Annotated in this window: 20 protein-coding genes and 5 tRNA genes; 6 read left to right on the forward strand and 19 right to left on the reverse strand. The window is 39.4% G+C overall.

The window, feature by feature from the left end; all coding sequences use genetic code 11:
- Positions 1–12: 12 nt before the first annotated feature.
- The 13 genes from FJ366_00785 to FJ366_00845 form a co-directional block, all read right to left on the reverse strand.
- The gene (locus FJ366_00785; protein ID MBM3894125.1) at positions 13–507 is read right to left on the reverse strand and encodes a 50S ribosomal protein L10; all 495 of its coding nucleotides are present in this window, start codon (positions 505–507) and stop codon (positions 13–15) included.
- A 10-nt stretch (positions 508–517) separates the two neighbouring features.
- Positions 518–1,198 carry a 50S ribosomal protein L1 gene (locus FJ366_00790; protein ID MBM3894126.1) on the reverse strand — a complete coding sequence of 227 codons (681 nt, stop codon included), beginning with the start codon at positions 1,196–1,198 and terminating at the stop codon, positions 518–520.
- A gap of 34 nt (positions 1,199–1,232) precedes the next feature.
- A complete protein-coding gene (gene rplK / locus FJ366_00795) occupies positions 1,233–1,658 on the reverse strand; it encodes a 50S ribosomal protein L11 (GenBank protein MBM3894127.1) in 426 nt (141 codons plus the stop codon).
- Positions 1,659–1,668: 10 nt separating this feature from the next.
- Complete coding sequence (nusG, locus tag FJ366_00800; GenBank protein MBM3894128.1) at positions 1,669–2,190, reverse strand: transcription termination/antitermination factor NusG; 522 nt, start codon at positions 2,188–2,190, stop codon at positions 1,669–1,671.
- A gap of 24 nt (positions 2,191–2,214) precedes the next feature.
- On the reverse strand, positions 2,215–2,397 hold the full coding sequence (secE, locus tag FJ366_00805; GenBank protein ID MBM3894129.1) for a preprotein translocase subunit SecE: 183 nt from the start codon (positions 2,395–2,397) through the stop codon (positions 2,215–2,217).
- Positions 2,398–2,423: 26 nt separating this feature from the next.
- Positions 2,424–2,499: transfer RNA gene (locus FJ366_00810), tRNA-Trp, on the reverse strand.
- A gap of 13 nt (positions 2,500–2,512) precedes the next feature.
- Positions 2,513–2,671 carry a 50S ribosomal protein L33 gene (rpmG, locus tag FJ366_00815; protein ID MBM3894130.1) on the reverse strand — a complete coding sequence of 53 codons (159 nt, stop codon included), beginning with the start codon at positions 2,669–2,671 and terminating at the stop codon, positions 2,513–2,515.
- Between the two features lie 47 nt (positions 2,672–2,718).
- Positions 2,719–2,794, reverse strand: a tRNA-Thr gene (locus FJ366_00820).
- Positions 2,795–2,804: 10 nt separating this feature from the next.
- Positions 2,805–2,880, reverse strand: a tRNA-Thr gene (locus FJ366_00825).
- A 9-nt stretch (positions 2,881–2,889) separates the two neighbouring features.
- Positions 2,890–2,965: transfer RNA gene (locus tag FJ366_00830), tRNA-Gly, on the reverse strand.
- 15 nt (positions 2,966–2,980) lie between these two features.
- Positions 2,981–3,065, reverse strand: a tRNA-Tyr gene (locus FJ366_00835).
- A 176-nt stretch (positions 3,066–3,241) separates the two neighbouring features.
- Complete coding sequence (gene tsaE, locus FJ366_00840) at positions 3,242–3,709, reverse strand: tRNA (adenosine(37)-N6)-threonylcarbamoyltransferase complex ATPase subunit type 1 TsaE (GenBank protein MBM3894131.1); 468 nt, start codon at positions 3,707–3,709, stop codon at positions 3,242–3,244.
- Between the two features lie 8 nt (positions 3,710–3,717).
- Complete coding sequence (locus FJ366_00845; protein MBM3894132.1) at positions 3,718–4,356, reverse strand: NYN domain-containing protein; 639 nt, start codon at positions 4,354–4,356, stop codon at positions 3,718–3,720.
- An 88-nt stretch (positions 4,357–4,444) separates the two neighbouring features.
- Here FJ366_00845 and FJ366_00850 point away from each other — a divergent pair, with 88 nt between their 5' ends.
- The 5 genes from FJ366_00850 (at position 4,445) to FJ366_00870 (ending at position 8,785) form a co-directional block, all read left to right on the forward strand.
- Entirely contained in the window at positions 4,445–5,350 is a 906-nt protein-coding gene (locus tag FJ366_00850; GenBank protein ID MBM3894133.1) for a hypothetical protein, read from the forward strand.
- Positions 5,351–5,371: 21 nt separating this feature from the next.
- Entirely contained in the window at positions 5,372–5,998 is a 627-nt protein-coding gene (locus tag FJ366_00855; GenBank protein ID MBM3894134.1) for a thymidine kinase, read from the forward strand.
- Between the two features lie 2 nt (positions 5,999–6,000).
- Positions 6,001–7,359: a DNA repair protein RadA gene (radA, locus tag FJ366_00860; GenBank protein ID MBM3894135.1), complete on the forward strand. Its 1,359-nt coding sequence runs from the start codon at positions 6,001–6,003 to the stop codon at positions 7,357–7,359.
- Between the two features lie 108 nt (positions 7,360–7,467).
- Complete coding sequence (locus tag FJ366_00865; protein MBM3894136.1) at positions 7,468–8,088, forward strand: hypothetical protein; 621 nt, start codon at positions 7,468–7,470, stop codon at positions 8,086–8,088.
- A gap of 238 nt (positions 8,089–8,326) precedes the next feature.
- A complete protein-coding gene (locus FJ366_00870; protein MBM3894137.1) occupies positions 8,327–8,785 on the forward strand; it encodes a hypothetical protein in 459 nt (152 codons plus the stop codon).
- Between the two features lie 279 nt (positions 8,786–9,064).
- Here the strand turns inward: FJ366_00870 and FJ366_00875 are convergent, their stop codons facing one another.
- From FJ366_00875 to FJ366_00900, 6 genes are all read right to left on the reverse strand, one after another.
- Positions 9,065–9,547: a hypothetical protein gene (locus FJ366_00875; GenBank protein MBM3894138.1), complete on the reverse strand. Its 483-nt coding sequence runs from the start codon at positions 9,545–9,547 to the stop codon at positions 9,065–9,067.
- A 175-nt stretch (positions 9,548–9,722) separates the two neighbouring features.
- Positions 9,723–10,880, reverse strand: coding sequence for a hypothetical protein (locus FJ366_00880; protein ID MBM3894139.1), 1,158 nt, complete (start codon positions 10,878–10,880; stop codon positions 9,723–9,725).
- Between the two features lie 17 nt (positions 10,881–10,897).
- A complete protein-coding gene (gene prfA / locus FJ366_00885) occupies positions 10,898–11,959 on the reverse strand; it encodes a peptide chain release factor 1 (GenBank protein ID MBM3894140.1) in 1,062 nt (353 codons plus the stop codon).
- An 18-nt stretch (positions 11,960–11,977) separates the two neighbouring features.
- Positions 11,978–12,190, reverse strand: a complete 213-nt coding sequence (gene rpmE / locus FJ366_00890; protein MBM3894141.1) for a 50S ribosomal protein L31 — start codon at positions 12,188–12,190, stop codon at positions 11,978–11,980.
- Positions 12,191–12,290: 100 nt separating this feature from the next.
- The gene (locus FJ366_00895; protein ID MBM3894142.1) at positions 12,291–13,115 is read right to left on the reverse strand and encodes a peptidyl-prolyl cis-trans isomerase; all 825 of its coding nucleotides are present in this window, start codon (positions 13,113–13,115) and stop codon (positions 12,291–12,293) included.
- 15 nt (positions 13,116–13,130) lie between these two features.
- A complete protein-coding gene (locus FJ366_00900; protein MBM3894143.1) occupies positions 13,131–14,210 on the reverse strand; it encodes a hypothetical protein in 1,080 nt (359 codons plus the stop codon).
- 186 nt (positions 14,211–14,396) lie between these two features.
- Here FJ366_00900 and FJ366_00905 point away from each other — a divergent pair, with 186 nt between their 5' ends.
- The gene (locus tag FJ366_00905) at positions 14,397–15,683 is read left to right on the forward strand and encodes an APC family permease (GenBank protein MBM3894144.1); all 1,287 of its coding nucleotides are present in this window, start codon (positions 14,397–14,399) and stop codon (positions 15,681–15,683) included.
- Positions 15,684–15,690: the final 7 nt, after the last annotated feature.

A 15,690-nucleotide genomic window follows, 5' to 3' on the forward strand; every position in this document is an offset into this window, starting at 1 on the left:
TAACTATAAACACTACTTTGATTCAGCAAGCTTTTGAGCTGTCTTATCAAGAACTCTAGCAAGTCCAGCAATAGGAGCTTGCAAGACATTTGCCAACTGAGTAAGCAATACTTCCCGCGACGGAATAGCGGCAAGCGCCTCAACCCCAGCCTTATCCCAAACTTTGTGCTCAAACAAGCCTGAAACAACCGCAAAGCCCTGTTCATCTTTTGCAAAATCAACTAATTTTTTTGCAACTCCCGGGGTGTTGCTTTTCGCAAAGACAAGACCAACTTGATTTTTCAAGAAAGACTTAAATCCTTCACTATCAGCAAGACCATCAATAGCCCGGACCATCAAACGAGCCTTGGCAACTTTCATTACCGCACCCTCTTGACGCAACTGGGTTCTTAATTTTTGAAGTTTTTCAACTGTCATACCTTGATAATTAACAAGAATAGCGCCCTCTGACTGCTTTACGCTTTCACGCAAAGACTCAATGGTCACCCCTTTTTGATTACGATTCATAATCTAACCCTTATCCCTGAATTCCAAGATTTTCTAGACTAAGCTGAAAACCCTTGCCCATCGTTGATGAAACAAATGCTTTTTTGAGAAACTTTCCCTTTGAGGTAGCTGGTTTACTTGCTTGAAGAGCTTTCAAAAAAGCAATCAAATTTTCAGCCAACTTATCAACACCAAAAGAAACCTTTCCACACGGTGCATGAACCACGCCACCCTTATCATTTCTAAAAGTAACACGACCATGTTTTAGCTCTTTAATAACAGGAAGAATGTCAAACGCGACAGTTCCAACTCTATTATTAGGCAATAAGCCACGAGGCCCAAGAACACGAGCAACCTTACCAACAAGACCCATCATATCGGGGGTAGCAACGGCCGCGTCAAAATCAAGCCATCCACCTTCGATTTTTGCCACCAGATCTTCACCACCAGCAAAATCAGCCCCTGCAGCCAGCGCCTTGCTCTCATTTTCACCCTTAACAAAAGCGATAACTCTCACTTTTCTTCCAGTTCCATGAGGCAACAACACCGAATTTCTTACGGTCTGTTCACCCTTAGTTGGATCTATCCCAAGAACGACGTCAACATCGACAGATTCGTCGAATTTTGCTCGGGCGGTCTTAACGACTTGCTCAAGCGCTTCTTTAAGGCCGTGCCCCAAAGAGACCTGAGAACTTGTATCAATCTTCCGCATCACCAATACACTCTATATTTAAAATAACCAACAACTAATCAACAACACTAAGTCCAAGACTGCGCGCACTACCCATAATCATTTTGCGACCAGATTCAACTGTCCAAGCATTAAGATCTTTCATCTTAATTTTTACAATTTCATCGATTGCAGAGATCGAAATAGTTCCAACAGTTTCTGAACCTGTTTTCTTTGCGCCTTTTGCAATTTTTGCATACTTCTTAAGAAGCTCGGAAGTTGGAGCTGTTTTTGTGATAAAATCAAACGTTTTATCTGTATAAACAGTCACAACAACTGGAACAGTCTCACCTTTTCTGGTAGCCGTTTCAGCATTAAACCTTTTACAAAAATCCATAGTATTAAGCCCGTGGGGCCCAAGACTACTACCAACAGGAGGCGCTGGAGTAGCAGCACCAGCAGGCAACTGCATCTTCACATATGCTTTTATTTTTTTAGACATTTAACCCACGCTAATATTTGATTTGACGAAAATTAAGCACAACCGGCGTCATACGACCGAAGATACTTACAACTACAGTAACATTCTCTTGCTCTTCGTCAATACCTTCAACAATACCAACAAAACCAACAAAGGGTCCACCGGTAATATGAACCTCTGAACCAATAACGATAGACTCTTTCTCTGAAGACAACGACAACTTTCCGCTCATCTGCGTAAAGATTCGCTCAACTTCAGCACCAGTCAACGGCATTGGATCTCTACCGCCAAGAAAGCGAGAAACCCGAGGAGTTTGCATCACAAGTCGCTGAGAAGCACCGTTCATTTCCATCTGAACCAACAAATATCCAGGAAAAATTTTTTCCTGGCGCGGCTCATCTGCAACAAATCGATCTACCACCTCGCCAGACGGAACAACAATCTCACCAAAAAGATCTTGCAATTCCTCTTCGACCACACGCTTGGAAAGATCCGCCCTTACAACGTCTTCATACCCCGTGTAAACCTGTAGAACATACCAACGCTTACTCATTTCGCTCCCTTAACAGCTCTCAACTTAAGACATCAATTTCTTCAACAGAAAACTAAATCCAAAGTCCATGCCAGCCAAAACAACGGAGAAAAAGAACACAACAACCCCTACAGCAACCAACATCTGAAAAAACTCTTCAGAGCTTGGCCACGTAACACGCTGCAACTCACTCTTAACCTCGTTGAAAAATTTAAAAAACTCACGCATAAAAACCTCAGGATATACGCTAAGACTGGCAGGCCAGGAGGGATTCGAACCCCCAACACGCGGATTTGGAGTCCGCCGCTCTACCATTGGAGCTACTGGCCTCTTGAACTAACAACTATTTAGTTTCTTTATGAAGAGTATGCCTTCGAAGCTTAGGACAATACTTCTTAAGAGCAATTTTACCAAATTTTCTATTTTTTGGAACACGAATGCTATAATTTCGCATTCCCGACTCCGTACATTCCAAATGAACGATTATTCTATCTTTTGCCATCGCCTTATCCTTTTCCCAAAAACCCACTTCCCTGACGCGTTATTAACTGGAGCCCGCGATTGGACTCGAACCAACGACCTCTCCCTTACCATGGGAGTGCTCTACCACCTGAGCTACGCGGGCACCAAAACACTGGAGCTGGCAACTGGATTCGAACCAGCGACCTGCTGATTACAAATCAGCTGCTCTACCGACTGAGCTATGCCAGCTAACATTTTTGGTGCGGGAGACGAGGGTCGAACTCGCAACCTACAGCTTGGAAGGCTGTCGCTCTGCCAATTGAGCTACTCCCGCAATACACTCTTGCTATGGTGGGGAGAACAGGATTCGAACCTGTGAAGGCTGAGCCAACGGATTTACAGTCCGTCCCCTTTGGCCGCTCGGGAATCTCCCCCTCAAGATCTAGCTGTATAACGCCCGAGGAAAATAACGTATATCAAAAAACAATTAACTTTAAAGACACATGTGGCCACATATGTCAAAGTCACTATTGGATAGAATAATTATTCTGATGAGTATTGCAAGGGCTTTTGAAACAACTTTTGTTTTTTTAGACACTTTTTTTAATATTTATACAAATCGAGAGACAACTAAGTCTCGCTTTTGAGGATTTTTCGCATCGTATAAAATATCTATCCACACAACCCGTGAGCGCAAAATATCATCTTGCAACAAATCAGAAATCACTTCGGGCCACTCAACCACCATAGAATGAGCGATATCAAACAAAATTTCATCAAACCCAAGTTCAAAAAACATTTCGACAGATTCAACTCGATACAAGTCAAAATGATACACTGAATGACCTGAAGTAGTTTCATATCGACAAAAATATGAATAAGTTGGACTAATAACCACATCAAAAACACCCAATTGTCGTAACAATTCCTTTGAAAGTGTTGTTTTTCCGGCTCCAATTTCGCCGCGCAACGCAAATATTGTACCCTTTTCCCACAATGGCAAAATCTTTTCTTTAACAATTACGGCGGTTGACTCCACCTCATACACGCTCGAATCTTGTATTTGCTCTTTTTGCACTTTTACACCTACATCTTTTTCAAAATACGCATAAGTCGCATATCGTTTTTAGAACTTGATTTTCCCAATTCACCTATTTTTTCATCGTCATAAAAAGCGGCATCGTCTTCTTTTTTACTAACAACATTTCTTGTCGACTGCTCCATCAAGATTCTTAATAAATCCTTTGTTTCATCGCTTCGACCATCCATGTGGTCATATTCTGTAAGAACAGTTTTTTTTGGCAATGCAACCGATTTGTGAGTATTAATCTCCCTCATCGCAGAAAACACCAATTCCCTAAAATCACTCGCCCCCACAACAGCATCAACGAAATTAAAAACCTTTTTTGCTAAACCACGATCATCAGAAACAACAACGCAACACGGATGACGACTATCAACAACATAATTAAAAATCCAATCATCAGCTATTTGTCGATACCCAACATATACCTCAACAACATCACCAACAAATCTTTTTTCTGGATACGCAAGACTCCCGCCATCAAAAACTAATACTAATTTTTTGATAGTTTTTTTTCTTTTTTCAGCATATTTTCGCATTTTTGCGCAAAATAAACTTCTTTCTGAGTCGTCCACCTGAGTACCGGCTGTCTTTTTCCCAAAAAGCCTTATAACATTATACGCATCGACAACCACCACCACTGGATTTTTTCCTTACCGTAAAATTGCCTCGGTCGCTTCGTTTGATTTACGATGAGGCGATAAAAAATAACCCAATTAAAATGATATCATGTTTAACATAAATCAAATTAAACACAGAATTGCATCAATCACTAAAACTCAAAAAATCACCTACGCTATGCGATTGGTTGCAATGTCTTTGTACAATAGAAGCGAAAAAAAACGACGTGAGTCGTCACTCTGGATTTCTGAGTTAAAATCAAACTTCAAGGCACTTCAACAGCACAAAAGCACTTTTGAGCAAGTTCGCACCAATGACTCACCCCCGCCTCAAGATGAACTTGTTATTATCCTCTCATCAACAAAAGGCCTCTGTGGCGGATATCACGAGTCATTAAGAAAATTTTTAAACTCTCGCACAAAAAACAGCTCATCAACACCAGACTTGATTAAAATTGGACAAAAAACACATTTAATTTGCAAAACAAGCTACACAACGGCTACATGCGTCAAACACATAGAGGTTTTAAACGCCAACAATGTATATGATACCGCAAGAGAAATAATGCTTTTTATTTATGAAAAAAATTATAAAACTGTTCGTCTTTTTAGTAATCGATTCATCAATTTTTTTTCTTATAAGCCGACAGAAACAATTCTTTACCCCTTCAGCCAACTCAGCGAAGTTGATGCACGAGAACAAACCGTTCGACACATTTATTCTTTTAATCAAAAAGCCGAATCTTCTAGCAGCATCTCACATTACAGTGAGTTATTTCACCTTGAGCAATCAGAAAAACTTATGTTCCAGCAAATAACCGAACAATTCGGGATCGCCCTGCTAGTCAATCTTTTGCATGAAGCACTCATGGCAGAACAAAGTGCACGATTTGTCTCTATGGATGCGGCAACAAAAAATGCATCTTCAGCTCTTGAAAAATTAAAACTACACTGTAATAAATTACGTCAAACATTAATCACCAGAGAAGTTGCTGAACTTTCACGAGCGCTCTAGGCATATTTTGAGGAGAAAACAATGCAATATCACAACCAAGGAAGATTAGAAGTTATTTGTGGATCAATGTTTTCCGGGAAAACAGAAGAACTCTTGCGCCGCTTGCGCAGAGCAGAAATCGCAAAAAAACGTGTTCTTACCATAAAAAATCATATCGATACTCGTAGTGGAACAACTATTATCACAAGCCATAACGGCAACCTGCGCGAAGCGCATCCGCTTGAAAACTCTCCTGCTATGGTAAATTTAATTACACGCATGGCTGAAGACGCAGATGTCATCGGAATCGATGAAATACAATTTTTTTCAACCGAAATTCTTCATGCGCTTAGATCGCTTGTACATCAGGGAAAACGAATTGTTGTTGCTGGACTTGACCTTGATTTTCGCGGCGAACCATTTCCGACCGTCGCCTCTCTTCTCGCACTTGCAGATGAAGTGTATAAGCTGAATGCAATCTGCATCTCCTGTGGAGAAAATGCACACTTCAGCCAACGACTCATCAACGGAGCTCCAGCGTCTTTTTATGATCCAATTATTCTTGTTGGAGCATCTGAATTTTATGAAGCACGCTGCAGAAGCTGCTTTGTCCTAAAAGACAATCCCTACAAGGCGATGTATAAACCTCTCGTTCGCACGCAACTATAACAATGGCTAAGCAAAAAACTATTTTTTTTTGCACAAACTGTGGCCAAGAATCAGCTCGCTGGATCGGATGCTGCACCCAATGCAACGAATGGAATACCTACACCGAATTTAAAGAAGCAAAAAACCCAAAAAAATCCGCTCCTTTAAACAAAGTGTCATCAACGGTCATGCATTCGCTTAATGAAATTTCAACCGAACAGTTTCCTCGATTTATAAGTGGAATTGACGAGTGGGATAGAGTCTCGGGAGGCGGCATTCTTCCAGGAGCATTTATTATTCTTACCGGCGATCCAGGTGTTGGCAAATCAACATTACTCCTTCAACTCGGACACGCACTATCGACCAACGACAAAACAGTTTTTTATTTTTCCTCAGAAGAATCATTGCAACAAGTTAAAAACCGCGCAACAAGAATTGGAATCGCTCACACAGCGATGCAATTTTCTGACCAAACCCATCTAGAAACAATTATTGCTATCGCAAAAGAACAAAAACCCCACATCATGATCATCGATTCAATCCAAAGCTGTATTGTCGAAAGTGATGAATATTCATTTCCCGGTACCGTTGGGCAACTCAAAACCGCTGCGTTTGAACTCATGCGCCTTGCAAAAGAAAACAATATCGCAATCATCATTACCGGTCACATAACAAAAGATGGTACCATGGCTGGACCAAAAGTACTTGAGCACATGGTGGATGCGGTATTTTACTTGCAGGGTGATGACAGATTTGAAACGCGTATTTTGAGAGCCGTAAAAAATCGATTTGGCACCATCAACGAGATTGGCTTTTTCCAAATGAATGCCGACGGCATGTCGCAAGTGTCTGATATCAACGCTCTTGTTATTCAAAATGCATCAATCAGCCCTGGAGCATCACTCATCTGCTCAATGGAAGGCACTCGGCCTGTGCTTGTTGAAGTTCAAGCACTGTGTATTGAATCCAAATTTGGCACACCACAACGAGTTATCAGCGGCCTTGATCATAAACGAGTTGTGCTCGTTGCAGCGATTTTAGAAAAGTATCTCCGCATTAAACTCAGCTCACAAGATATCTTCTTTAAAGTCACTGGCGGCTTTACGGTTAAAGAGACGGGCAGCGATTTGGGAATAGCCCTGGCATTATTGTCATCCTACCTTCAAAAAGCTCTTCCTCCACACACGATGGCCCTTGGAGAAATGAGTCTAACAGGTCACATAAAACCAATTTCATCAAGCGAAAAACAATTACTCGAAGCGCATAAGTTTGGTATCAAAAATTTAATAACTTCACACAAGACCGTAGCCGGAAAAAATAAATTTGAAACAGTCACAGGCCTCCGCAGCGTATACGACCTGGTCGCTATTTTCCCAGAATAACCAGCAGATTAATATGTATCTTTTTTAAGCCTGAAACAGTAATTGTGGACTTAAAAGTCCACAATTACTCAAAATATTTTTATTCATGAAATATTTTAGGAAGAGCTCATGGGCAACAATCTGTCTCATTTATTTTTAAGCGTAATAATGTTTTTAAGCTGCGCATCATTGGAATCAATTTTTTTTGCGGGATATTTTAAAGCAAGAAGAGACTATGCTCATGCCGTACAAATTAACAAGTTTGAAGAAACGCTACACGGTAAACATCCAAACAAATGTACTTCTTTATTTTCCGAAGAAGAACTTACAGATTGGCTTATTGGCAATCCATGGTTTATGCCTCCCGACAAAGATGCTCGCATGCCCCTATTTGGCCCTTGCATAAAAAGATACACATTTAAAAAAAATAATTTATTTAAATTCTCGCTATCAAAACTACCTCACTACTCAGGAAAAATCGCTCGCTGTAAAACATATCATCATGTTTTTGTAAATATTCCAATTATTGAAAAACAATGCTCGATGGATAAGCTAAAATTCTCATGGCCTTATGCGCTTTCTATGTCAATTTACCTAAAAAATGGATATAGAAATAAATTTAGCTCCTGCAATAAGCCATCAATTATAACGTTGAAACAAGGTAAAATAACATTTCGAGAAGAACTCCCTGATGAGGTCTGGATTAAAAAATTTTATGTTGACCCTGTAGATTGGACTCCTAAGTTCTAATTTTTATTAACATTTTTGAATAAAAACCGCTTTTTGCAAAAACAAATTCGAGAGTATTCTTGGCCTTAGGAGTGTTTACGACCTTGTATCGATTTTTCCTGAAGAATAATTCGCTACAACAAACAACAATACCAAAAAAGAAAACCGCCTAATAAGTATTCTTATTGATTGTGCAGAACAATTACAAAAACATATTTCACACCCAATTAATCGGGTTTAAGAACACGCAACACCACTCTTGGACACCTGGCATGCGACTGCGCTGGATGCTCAACAAAAAACAGTTGCTCTTTTTATCAATCAAGTCAGTGAATTTTGCCTAATTAGTGAAATTTCTGGAAAAATTTCACTTGAAAACGCTGTTAGCCTTTTTATCAACGCACTAAATGAACAACTTAAAGAAAATAGCGCAATCAATCAGTATCACCACACGTTTGATCATAAAATTAAACATGGCGTTACATTTACTAAAGGCTCAGAATCAGAAGTACACTGGATTGTATCTGCTATCGAAAAATTATTGATGGAAAATCCTGAATTAGCAAAAGATACCGCACGACTTTCACACAAAATAAACAATTCAGAATTTCCTGAGCTTAAATTTCACACACCAACTCAAAAATTATCCCTCACCCTGGTATCACTTCCCCACGACGAGAATAAAAAAGGCCCATCAAAAATGGGCCTACATTTTTAGTTACTTTTTAATCAATTGACGTGCCGTTACAATAAACACGCCTCTTCTTTTACGTGCATCGACGGCAATCGGAGAATTTCCATAATAATCACATGCGGAGCATTTTCTTGACGATTTTCTTGAGTCAACACTAGAAGGTGTTGCTGTGGCAGAGCTCGCACCAGAAGAAGATCGCCCAACCTTTTTAACAAAATCAGACAATGAATCTTCTGGAATAGCAACACTCAACTCCGCTAATGGCTTGCTATCAACATGAGCTGATTCTTCATGAATTTCTTTCTAATCGCCTTCTTGATTAGAACAAAAAAAACAATCCGAAGACGTTGCTGAGTCAAAAACAGCTAAAAGAGCTATCATAAGGCCTTCAATTCTCTCAATTCCTTTTTCTGGATCAATAGAATTTACCCAAATTTGCGCTTTTGCGCGATCAAGAAGCTCATCCAACCGAGCCCTTGTGCCTGCATACAAATCGGCTATCAAAGAGATATCATCAATAGAAACCATGTCAAGAAGAACAGCTTTATAAAAAAATAAATTTACAAAATTTATTTGCAAGGAAGGGCGATCGCTCATCCGTAACAACGATTTTAAAAACAAATCAAAGGACCTTTTTAAAGAACTCGTAGAATCATAAATCGAAGCATCAACAGATTTTGTAAATAATTGTTGAAATTGATATTTAAGCTCACCCTCTGACAACGAAAACAGTGAATGAACGGCAAAAATAGTACACAAAAAAAAGATTTTTAAATATTTTTTCACAACAAAACCGATCAACAACAGAACTCTTTATACTTTTAAAATTATTTCACTAAAGAAAATAATCACTCAATAAAAATAAAAAGCTGCGGTTTTAACGGTTAGACAATCCGGGCGTTGTTAAAAGTTTAAAAACCTCCATAAAACATTTAAGGACGATCTAAATAAAAAAGATGTGCTATTTAAGATTTGCTTTAAAGAAATCGGTAATGCCTTGATTAATAGCCTGCAATGCAATCTTACCATTTACCGCCCCAATCATAGCCGCAGTAGCTTGATTTTTAAAATAGATAGGCGAGTCTTTCAACAATAAAAGATCTGTAAATCCATTATGCCCTAGCCCGCTAATGACCTCACTATTTAGCGTGCGAATTGCGATCAAAGCCTCACGACGAGCATCAGCAATAAAAGCAAGAGGGCAATTAAGTTGAGCAGAAAGCTCTTCATCGCTCGAAGGAAGATAAAATGTCTCAACAGATGTTTGCGCAAAATAAATTTTGCTTGATTTTGAAGGGATAACATCACCCAGTGCAACACCATCAAGACTTACACATGCCCTAAATAGGTTTTTTTTAGCCGCTAACATTAATGCAACAACTCCACCAAAAGAGTGCCCCATCACACCAACTCGATCCATATCAAAAAGCCCATGCAAAAAAGACTCTGAATCGTCTTGCATCTTTTCTATTTCACTAACTACCGAATCTACATCCGAAATCCATAATTCCTGATCTTCGTATTTATAGTAATCAGAAAGAAAAGAACTTTGCTTATCTTTATTAAACGTTACCGTTCGATTGCCAGAAATAACTACCTTATTGGCAAAATGAGTATGCGATATTCCAACAACAATATATCCATGACTTACTAATTCATGAGCAAACAAACTATACATTTCAGGCGCACTTGCAAGATACCCATGAAGTAAAAAAATTACTGGAAATTTTTGCCGCACAGGTTGAGCTTTTTTTTGTACTGGAATTTTAATAGATCGAAGATCAGAAACTGATTCACGCTCCACTCCCATAAAATGATTAAACGTTTGCACGGCAGCTATAGCCTCATCATAATATGATTCAAGAGGATACGCTTCATCATGTATTGCGGGATACCAAAAACGAACCTTCAATTCTCGTGGTTCGCTTGCAAAAAAGGGATCGTGCCTATCTTTATCAATCACCTGATGAACTATCGTGCCTACCTTATAGGGCCCTGTCAAATTTAAATCCAAGGCGTTTTTTAATTCCTTTTGATCACATTCAAGTTTTAATGACATAAAATAAAATCCCAAAACCCCGCTCAAAAACAATACGGCGATTAAAAATAACTTGTTCATATTTTTCTTGTAAAAAACTAGACAATCCGGGCGTTGTTACGTCGCTCAATGCGTTCATTTTCGATAAGAGGATCAATCAGATCCTGCATATCACCATTCATGACCAAATCAAGTTTTTTAAGTGTCACATCGACACGATGATCTGTAATTCGGTTTTGAGGATAATTATATGTTCTAATTTTCTCGGAACGCTCACCTGTTCCGATTTGTGACTTACGATTACTGGATCGCTCAGCCTCAAGCTTCTGCTTCTCGGCTTCATAAATTCGCGCCTGAAGCACTTTCATCGCTTTTGCTTTGTTTTTAATTTGAGATCGCTCATCCTGACATGTTACAACAACTCCCGTTGGGATATGAGTTATGCGAACCGCTGAATCTGTGGTATTAACGTGCTGACCGCCCGCACCACTAGAACGGTAATAGTCGATACGCAAATCGCTTTGATTTATAGAAATTTCAACTTCATCAACCTCTGGCAAAACCGCAACAGTAACTGTTGATGTATGAATTCGACCAGCCCCTTCGGTTGCTGGAACTCGTTGAACACGGTGCACTCCAGACTCAAACTTTAAAGATCGGTACACGCCCTTGCCTTTAATATAGGCGATAAGCTCTTTGCAGCCTCCAATATCAGACGAGCTAATATCAACTACAGAAACTTCCCAGCCCAATGAATTAGCATAAGCAGTATACATTCGGAATAAATCTGCCACAAAAAGACCTGCCTCCAAGCCTCCCGTTCCTGCACGAATTTCCAAGAAAACAGAATTATCATCGTGCTCATCGGCCGGATAAAGCTTATCTTCTAGCTTTTTTTCCAATGCGACCTGCTTAGCCTTTAAAGAAATCAATTCTTCTTTGTATAAATCAGAAAGCTCATCACCCTGCGAAATAAGCTGAACACAATAGGCTTCTTCACGCGAAACCTGCTCAAGTTCATCATTAGTTTCCAAAAGGCCATTAAGCAAAGAGCTTCTTTTCTGCAAATCGACTCTGTCTTTTGCGGGAAGAGAAGCTCCATCGTTTAATTTTTCAAGAATTTTGTTGTATTCCGCTCTAACAGAACCCCAATCTATCATCAACGACTCTCAAAAATGTTATTTTTTGCCAACATTTGCATAACGAGCAGCAAATCTTTCGATACGACCAGCGCTATCGACAAACTTTTGCTGTCCGGTAAAAAATGGGTGGCACTTGGAACAAATTTCGACCAAAATGTTCTTTTGTGTTGATGTTGTGGTGAACTTGCTTCCACAAACACAATGCGCTTCAACTGTGTGTACTTCTGGATGAATTCCGCTTTTTTTCATAATTAACCTTTAATTCTACTTTTTTAAAGACCTGCCTAATTGTTAAAAGTATCCAAGAAAAGGGTTTTTTTGTAAAGCCACCCTTAAACGGATTGTCCCGTTAAGACATATAAACAACGCAGGCCTCTTGCCTTAATCGCTTTTTTATATCAATAAACTTATCTTTTTTGGCCTCTTCCAAAAGCCGTTGCTCAATCCCTGCATACCGCTCTTCAATCGTAAACAGTCGCGCATCTTGCTTTTCTTCAAGTCGATATATAAAAAAACTATCGCCCCGAATAACAGGCTCTGAAACCTGGCCTGGCTCCATTTTTGTTATAAACTTCATGCTTTTTGAAAGCTCTGACTCGCTCAGCCACCCGTCAAAGCGCGACCATTGAGTCGCTGCCTTTTTGGTCAAGTGACCATTTTCATCGACCAAGTCCTTAGAGCCTGTCGAAAAAGAAACTAAGTATAAAGCCTCTTTTTGTTCAGGGTTTTTTTCACAAAAAGCTACAATTTCATCACGAGAAACAACCGCTCCCTTTGGCATCAAAAGCATCTCCATTCGAGCGGCTGCACCAGAATTTTTAATCTGATTTACAACTTTTTTTGAAGACAACCCGGCTCTACCAAGAAAACGCTCGTATTCTTCGCCGCTTTTATAGCCAAATCCATGACCATTACGATACGCGATAGCCTTTTTTTCAACATCCTCTTGAGATGGAACAACGCCATTCTGCTGAGCTTTTTGCAACAAAATCTCATCCATGATGCATCTTTCCAGATCCCTTGTTCTTCCGCCAAGAATCAACTGCGGCTCATTCAAATCAGATTTGCAAATCACCACATCATTAACCCGTGCAACAACACAGTCAACAAGATCTCGAGCCGATACCGACGAAACAAAAAAAACTGAAAGAATAAATAAAAGGTTTTTTTTCATATCCTGCAATTCTCTTTAATGAACATGCCCTTCAGGGTTTTCCTCTTCAAACTCACCATCCAACTCATCATTAAGTTGCTGCAATTCTTTCTTATTTATAATACGAGGCTTTGGCGACTTTGATTTTTTTTCAAAAACATCTTCATGAAGAGTAACGTTTGCTTTTTTCATCATTTCATCAAGTGCTTTTTCTAACGCATTTTTATGTAAATTTTCTTCCAACATAGCCTTAATTCTTGGGGCAATCTCATCAAGCTCATAATAGGTTGCTGATTTTTTTTCTGTTGCAAAAACAACATAATGTCTATCGCCCTCAGAAACCAACGAAACAGGATCTACTGTTTTTGCATAGAACAAGCGACGAACCTCTGTTGGATACTTTCCAATCACAGCATTAAGCGAAGAGCCTTTTCCATCGATATACCCAATCTCAACAGGAATGCCATCAAGATTTTCAGCCAATGCCGCAAAATCTTTAGTTTCCGCAACGCCTGAAAGCTGACTTTGCAATTTTTGAGCCTGAGCTTTAATCGCAAACTCCGCAACAGCAAAACGAGAACCACCACGGCTCTTAATGTAATTATCTTTATTTGAGCTATATTCGACTGCAACATCATCATCAGAAACAACAATTGTTTCTTTAAGTGACTGAACAAATGTGTCGATAATCAATGAATCTCTAATCGCTTCAAAACTTTCTACGCAACGAGCCTTAAATGCTTCATCTTGCTCAAGATTTTTTTCTTTTCCCCAAACATCCTTAATAAGAAGGAAATTGACCCAATCCTTTAAAAACTTAGCCTTGGCATCAACAGGGAATGTTTCTGGATCCATCTCTTTAGTATACTGAGATGACTTTAACAATTGTTTTAACTTTTTATTAAACGCTTCTTCCGAAACATACGGCTTACCAAAAGCCTCAACAAGAATCTCGCCACCCTGAACCAGCGACACATTTTCACTATCCATAAGTGCTGACTGAGCAGACGATTTGCCCATTTCAAAGAACACTGCAAGCTGTTTTCGACCAACAAATGCGCCAGCCGCACCAAGCAAAACAACAATCAACAACAACGATTTACCTGATGATTCCATAAAACAGCTCCTTACTTTCAGCCGCTACAAAAATACGGACGAAGTTTACCATACGAATATCTAAAAGCAAATATGCGCTCGCTCAAGCAGCAAACCCCACGATATTTTCAACTCCCCTAGTTATAAAAAAATATGTGTGTTAAAATTGGTTCGGCATTTTTCTGAAGTTAATTAGTCAGGCAAAAAATGGAACAAAAAAATCAAATCTCACTGGTAAATGCTATCTTAAAAGGCATGAACATCATGGTTGGCGCAGCTATTTTAGCAGCCCCTCAAATCATCACCACTGCAGCCGGCGACATGGGAATTTTCGCTTGGGGTGTCTCCCTTGTCATTCTTCCAATTGTTTTAAGTATCATGAGACTTACGCAACTTGTTGAAAACGATGGCGGAATTTACGCATACGCACAAAAAGCCCTCGGTCGTTCAGTCGGTTTTTTGAGTGGTTCTATGTACTACCTTGGTTACACATTTGCCGCTACTGCAGTCATTAGCTTTCTGCGCGCACTTCTCTTGACCGCATTTCCAGAAACCTTTTTGATTCAAAATATTTTTGCATTTTACGGAATTGCGATGGCTTTAATCGCAACATTAAACCTTGTCAGCATTCGCGTAATGAATAGTTTTGAAACACCTGCAATTTTGCTCAAATTCGCGCCACTTTTTATTGTTATTGGCGCAATTCCATTCGCAAGCGGCTCTGATTTTGTATTTGATTTAAGCAAACTAGGAAATCTTCCAAGCGCGCTCACAACTGCAATCTTTGGATTCCTTGGTTTTGAATATTCTCTCGCACTAAATCAATATCTTTCAAACAAAGAAGTAAACGGCCCGCGTGCTGTTGTTGGAACATTTTTATCAACAACAGTTTTATACGTTTTGTTCCACTTTGGATTGTTAAAACTCATGGGAAGTCAAAATCTGGCAACTCTTGGAGCAACTGGATTTGCATCATTCCTTCCACTTTCATCAATCACGATCAAACTGTGGGTTGCTATGCTTCTTGGATTTGCAATTAAATTATCTTACTTTTCATCCGCAAATGGCATGACATTTGGTAACATCACAACCTTATACGGTCTTGCAAAAGATAAATTAATTCGTGGTGGCGAAATTTTAACAATAACCAATCAAAACGATCGACCACTGTTTGCTGGAATTTTACAGTTCATCACAATTTATGCTCTTGGCACACTTGTTCCAAACATTCTTGTTCTTGCAAATTTGACCAATTTAACGGTCTTACTTGTTTTCGTTTTACTCATTACATCATTAATCGCTGTTCTTAATAAACAAGTAGCGCCAAGCCTCTCAGACAAATTAATTGCCTTCTTTGGGTTTATTTCAAGCGTTGGATTAGCTACTTACTCATTCTTATCTCTTGGTACAAGCTGGAGTGTTCGAATGAATAGCGTGCTTCCACTTGTTGGCTGCGTATTACTTTCATTTATTGTTTACAAGCCAGAAGAATAATCGTTTA

It is taken from the genome of Candidatus Dependentiae bacterium, from assembly GCA_016871815.1.
In the GTDB taxonomy this organism is placed as follows: Bacteria; Babelota; Babeliae; order Babelales.

Coding starts and splice junctions, on each gene's coding strand:
- FJ366_00785 (MBM3894125.1), bottom strand. CDS start 507: ATGAATCGTAATCAAAAAGGGGTGACCATTGAGTCTTTGCGTGAAAGC.
- FJ366_00790 (MBM3894126.1), bottom strand. CDS start 1,198: ATGCGGAAGATTGATACAAGTTCTCAGGTCTCTTTGGGGCACGGCCTT.
- rplK (MBM3894127.1), bottom strand. CDS start 1,658: ATGTCTAAAAAAATAAAAGCATATGTGAAGATGCAGTTGCCTGCTGGT.
- nusG (MBM3894128.1), bottom strand. CDS start 2,190: ATGAGTAAGCGTTGGTATGTTCTACAGGTTTACACGGGGTATGAAGAC.
- secE (MBM3894129.1), bottom strand. CDS start 2,397: ATGCGTGAGTTTTTTAAATTTTTCAACGAGGTTAAGAGTGAGTTGCAG.
- rpmG (MBM3894130.1), bottom strand. CDS start 2,671: ATGGCAAAAGATAGAATAATCGTTCATTTGGAATGTACGGAGTCGGGA.
- FJ366_00850 (MBM3894133.1), top strand. CDS start 4,445: ATGTTTAACATAAATCAAATTAAACACAGAATTGCATCAATCACTAAA.
- FJ366_00855 (MBM3894134.1), top strand. CDS start 5,372: ATGCAATATCACAACCAAGGAAGATTAGAAGTTATTTGTGGATCAATG.
- radA (MBM3894135.1), top strand. CDS start 6,001: ATGGCTAAGCAAAAAACTATTTTTTTTTGCACAAACTGTGGCCAAGAA.
- FJ366_00865 (MBM3894136.1), top strand. CDS start 7,468: ATGGGCAACAATCTGTCTCATTTATTTTTAAGCGTAATAATGTTTTTA.
- FJ366_00880 (MBM3894139.1), bottom strand. CDS start 10,880: ATGAACAAGTTATTTTTAATCGCCGTATTGTTTTTGAGCGGGGTTTTG.
- prfA (MBM3894140.1), bottom strand. CDS start 11,959: ATGATAGATTGGGGTTCTGTTAGAGCGGAATACAACAAAATTCTTGAA.
- rpmE (MBM3894141.1), bottom strand. CDS start 12,190: ATGAAAAAAAGCGGAATTCATCCAGAAGTACACACAGTTGAAGCGCAT.
- FJ366_00895 (MBM3894142.1), bottom strand. CDS start 13,115: ATGAAAAAAAACCTTTTATTTATTCTTTCAGTTTTTTTTGTTTCGTCG.
- FJ366_00900 (MBM3894143.1), bottom strand. CDS start 14,210: ATGGAATCATCAGGTAAATCGTTGTTGTTGATTGTTGTTTTGCTTGGT.
- FJ366_00905 (MBM3894144.1), top strand. CDS start 14,397: ATGGAACAAAAAAATCAAATCTCACTGGTAAATGCTATCTTAAAAGGC.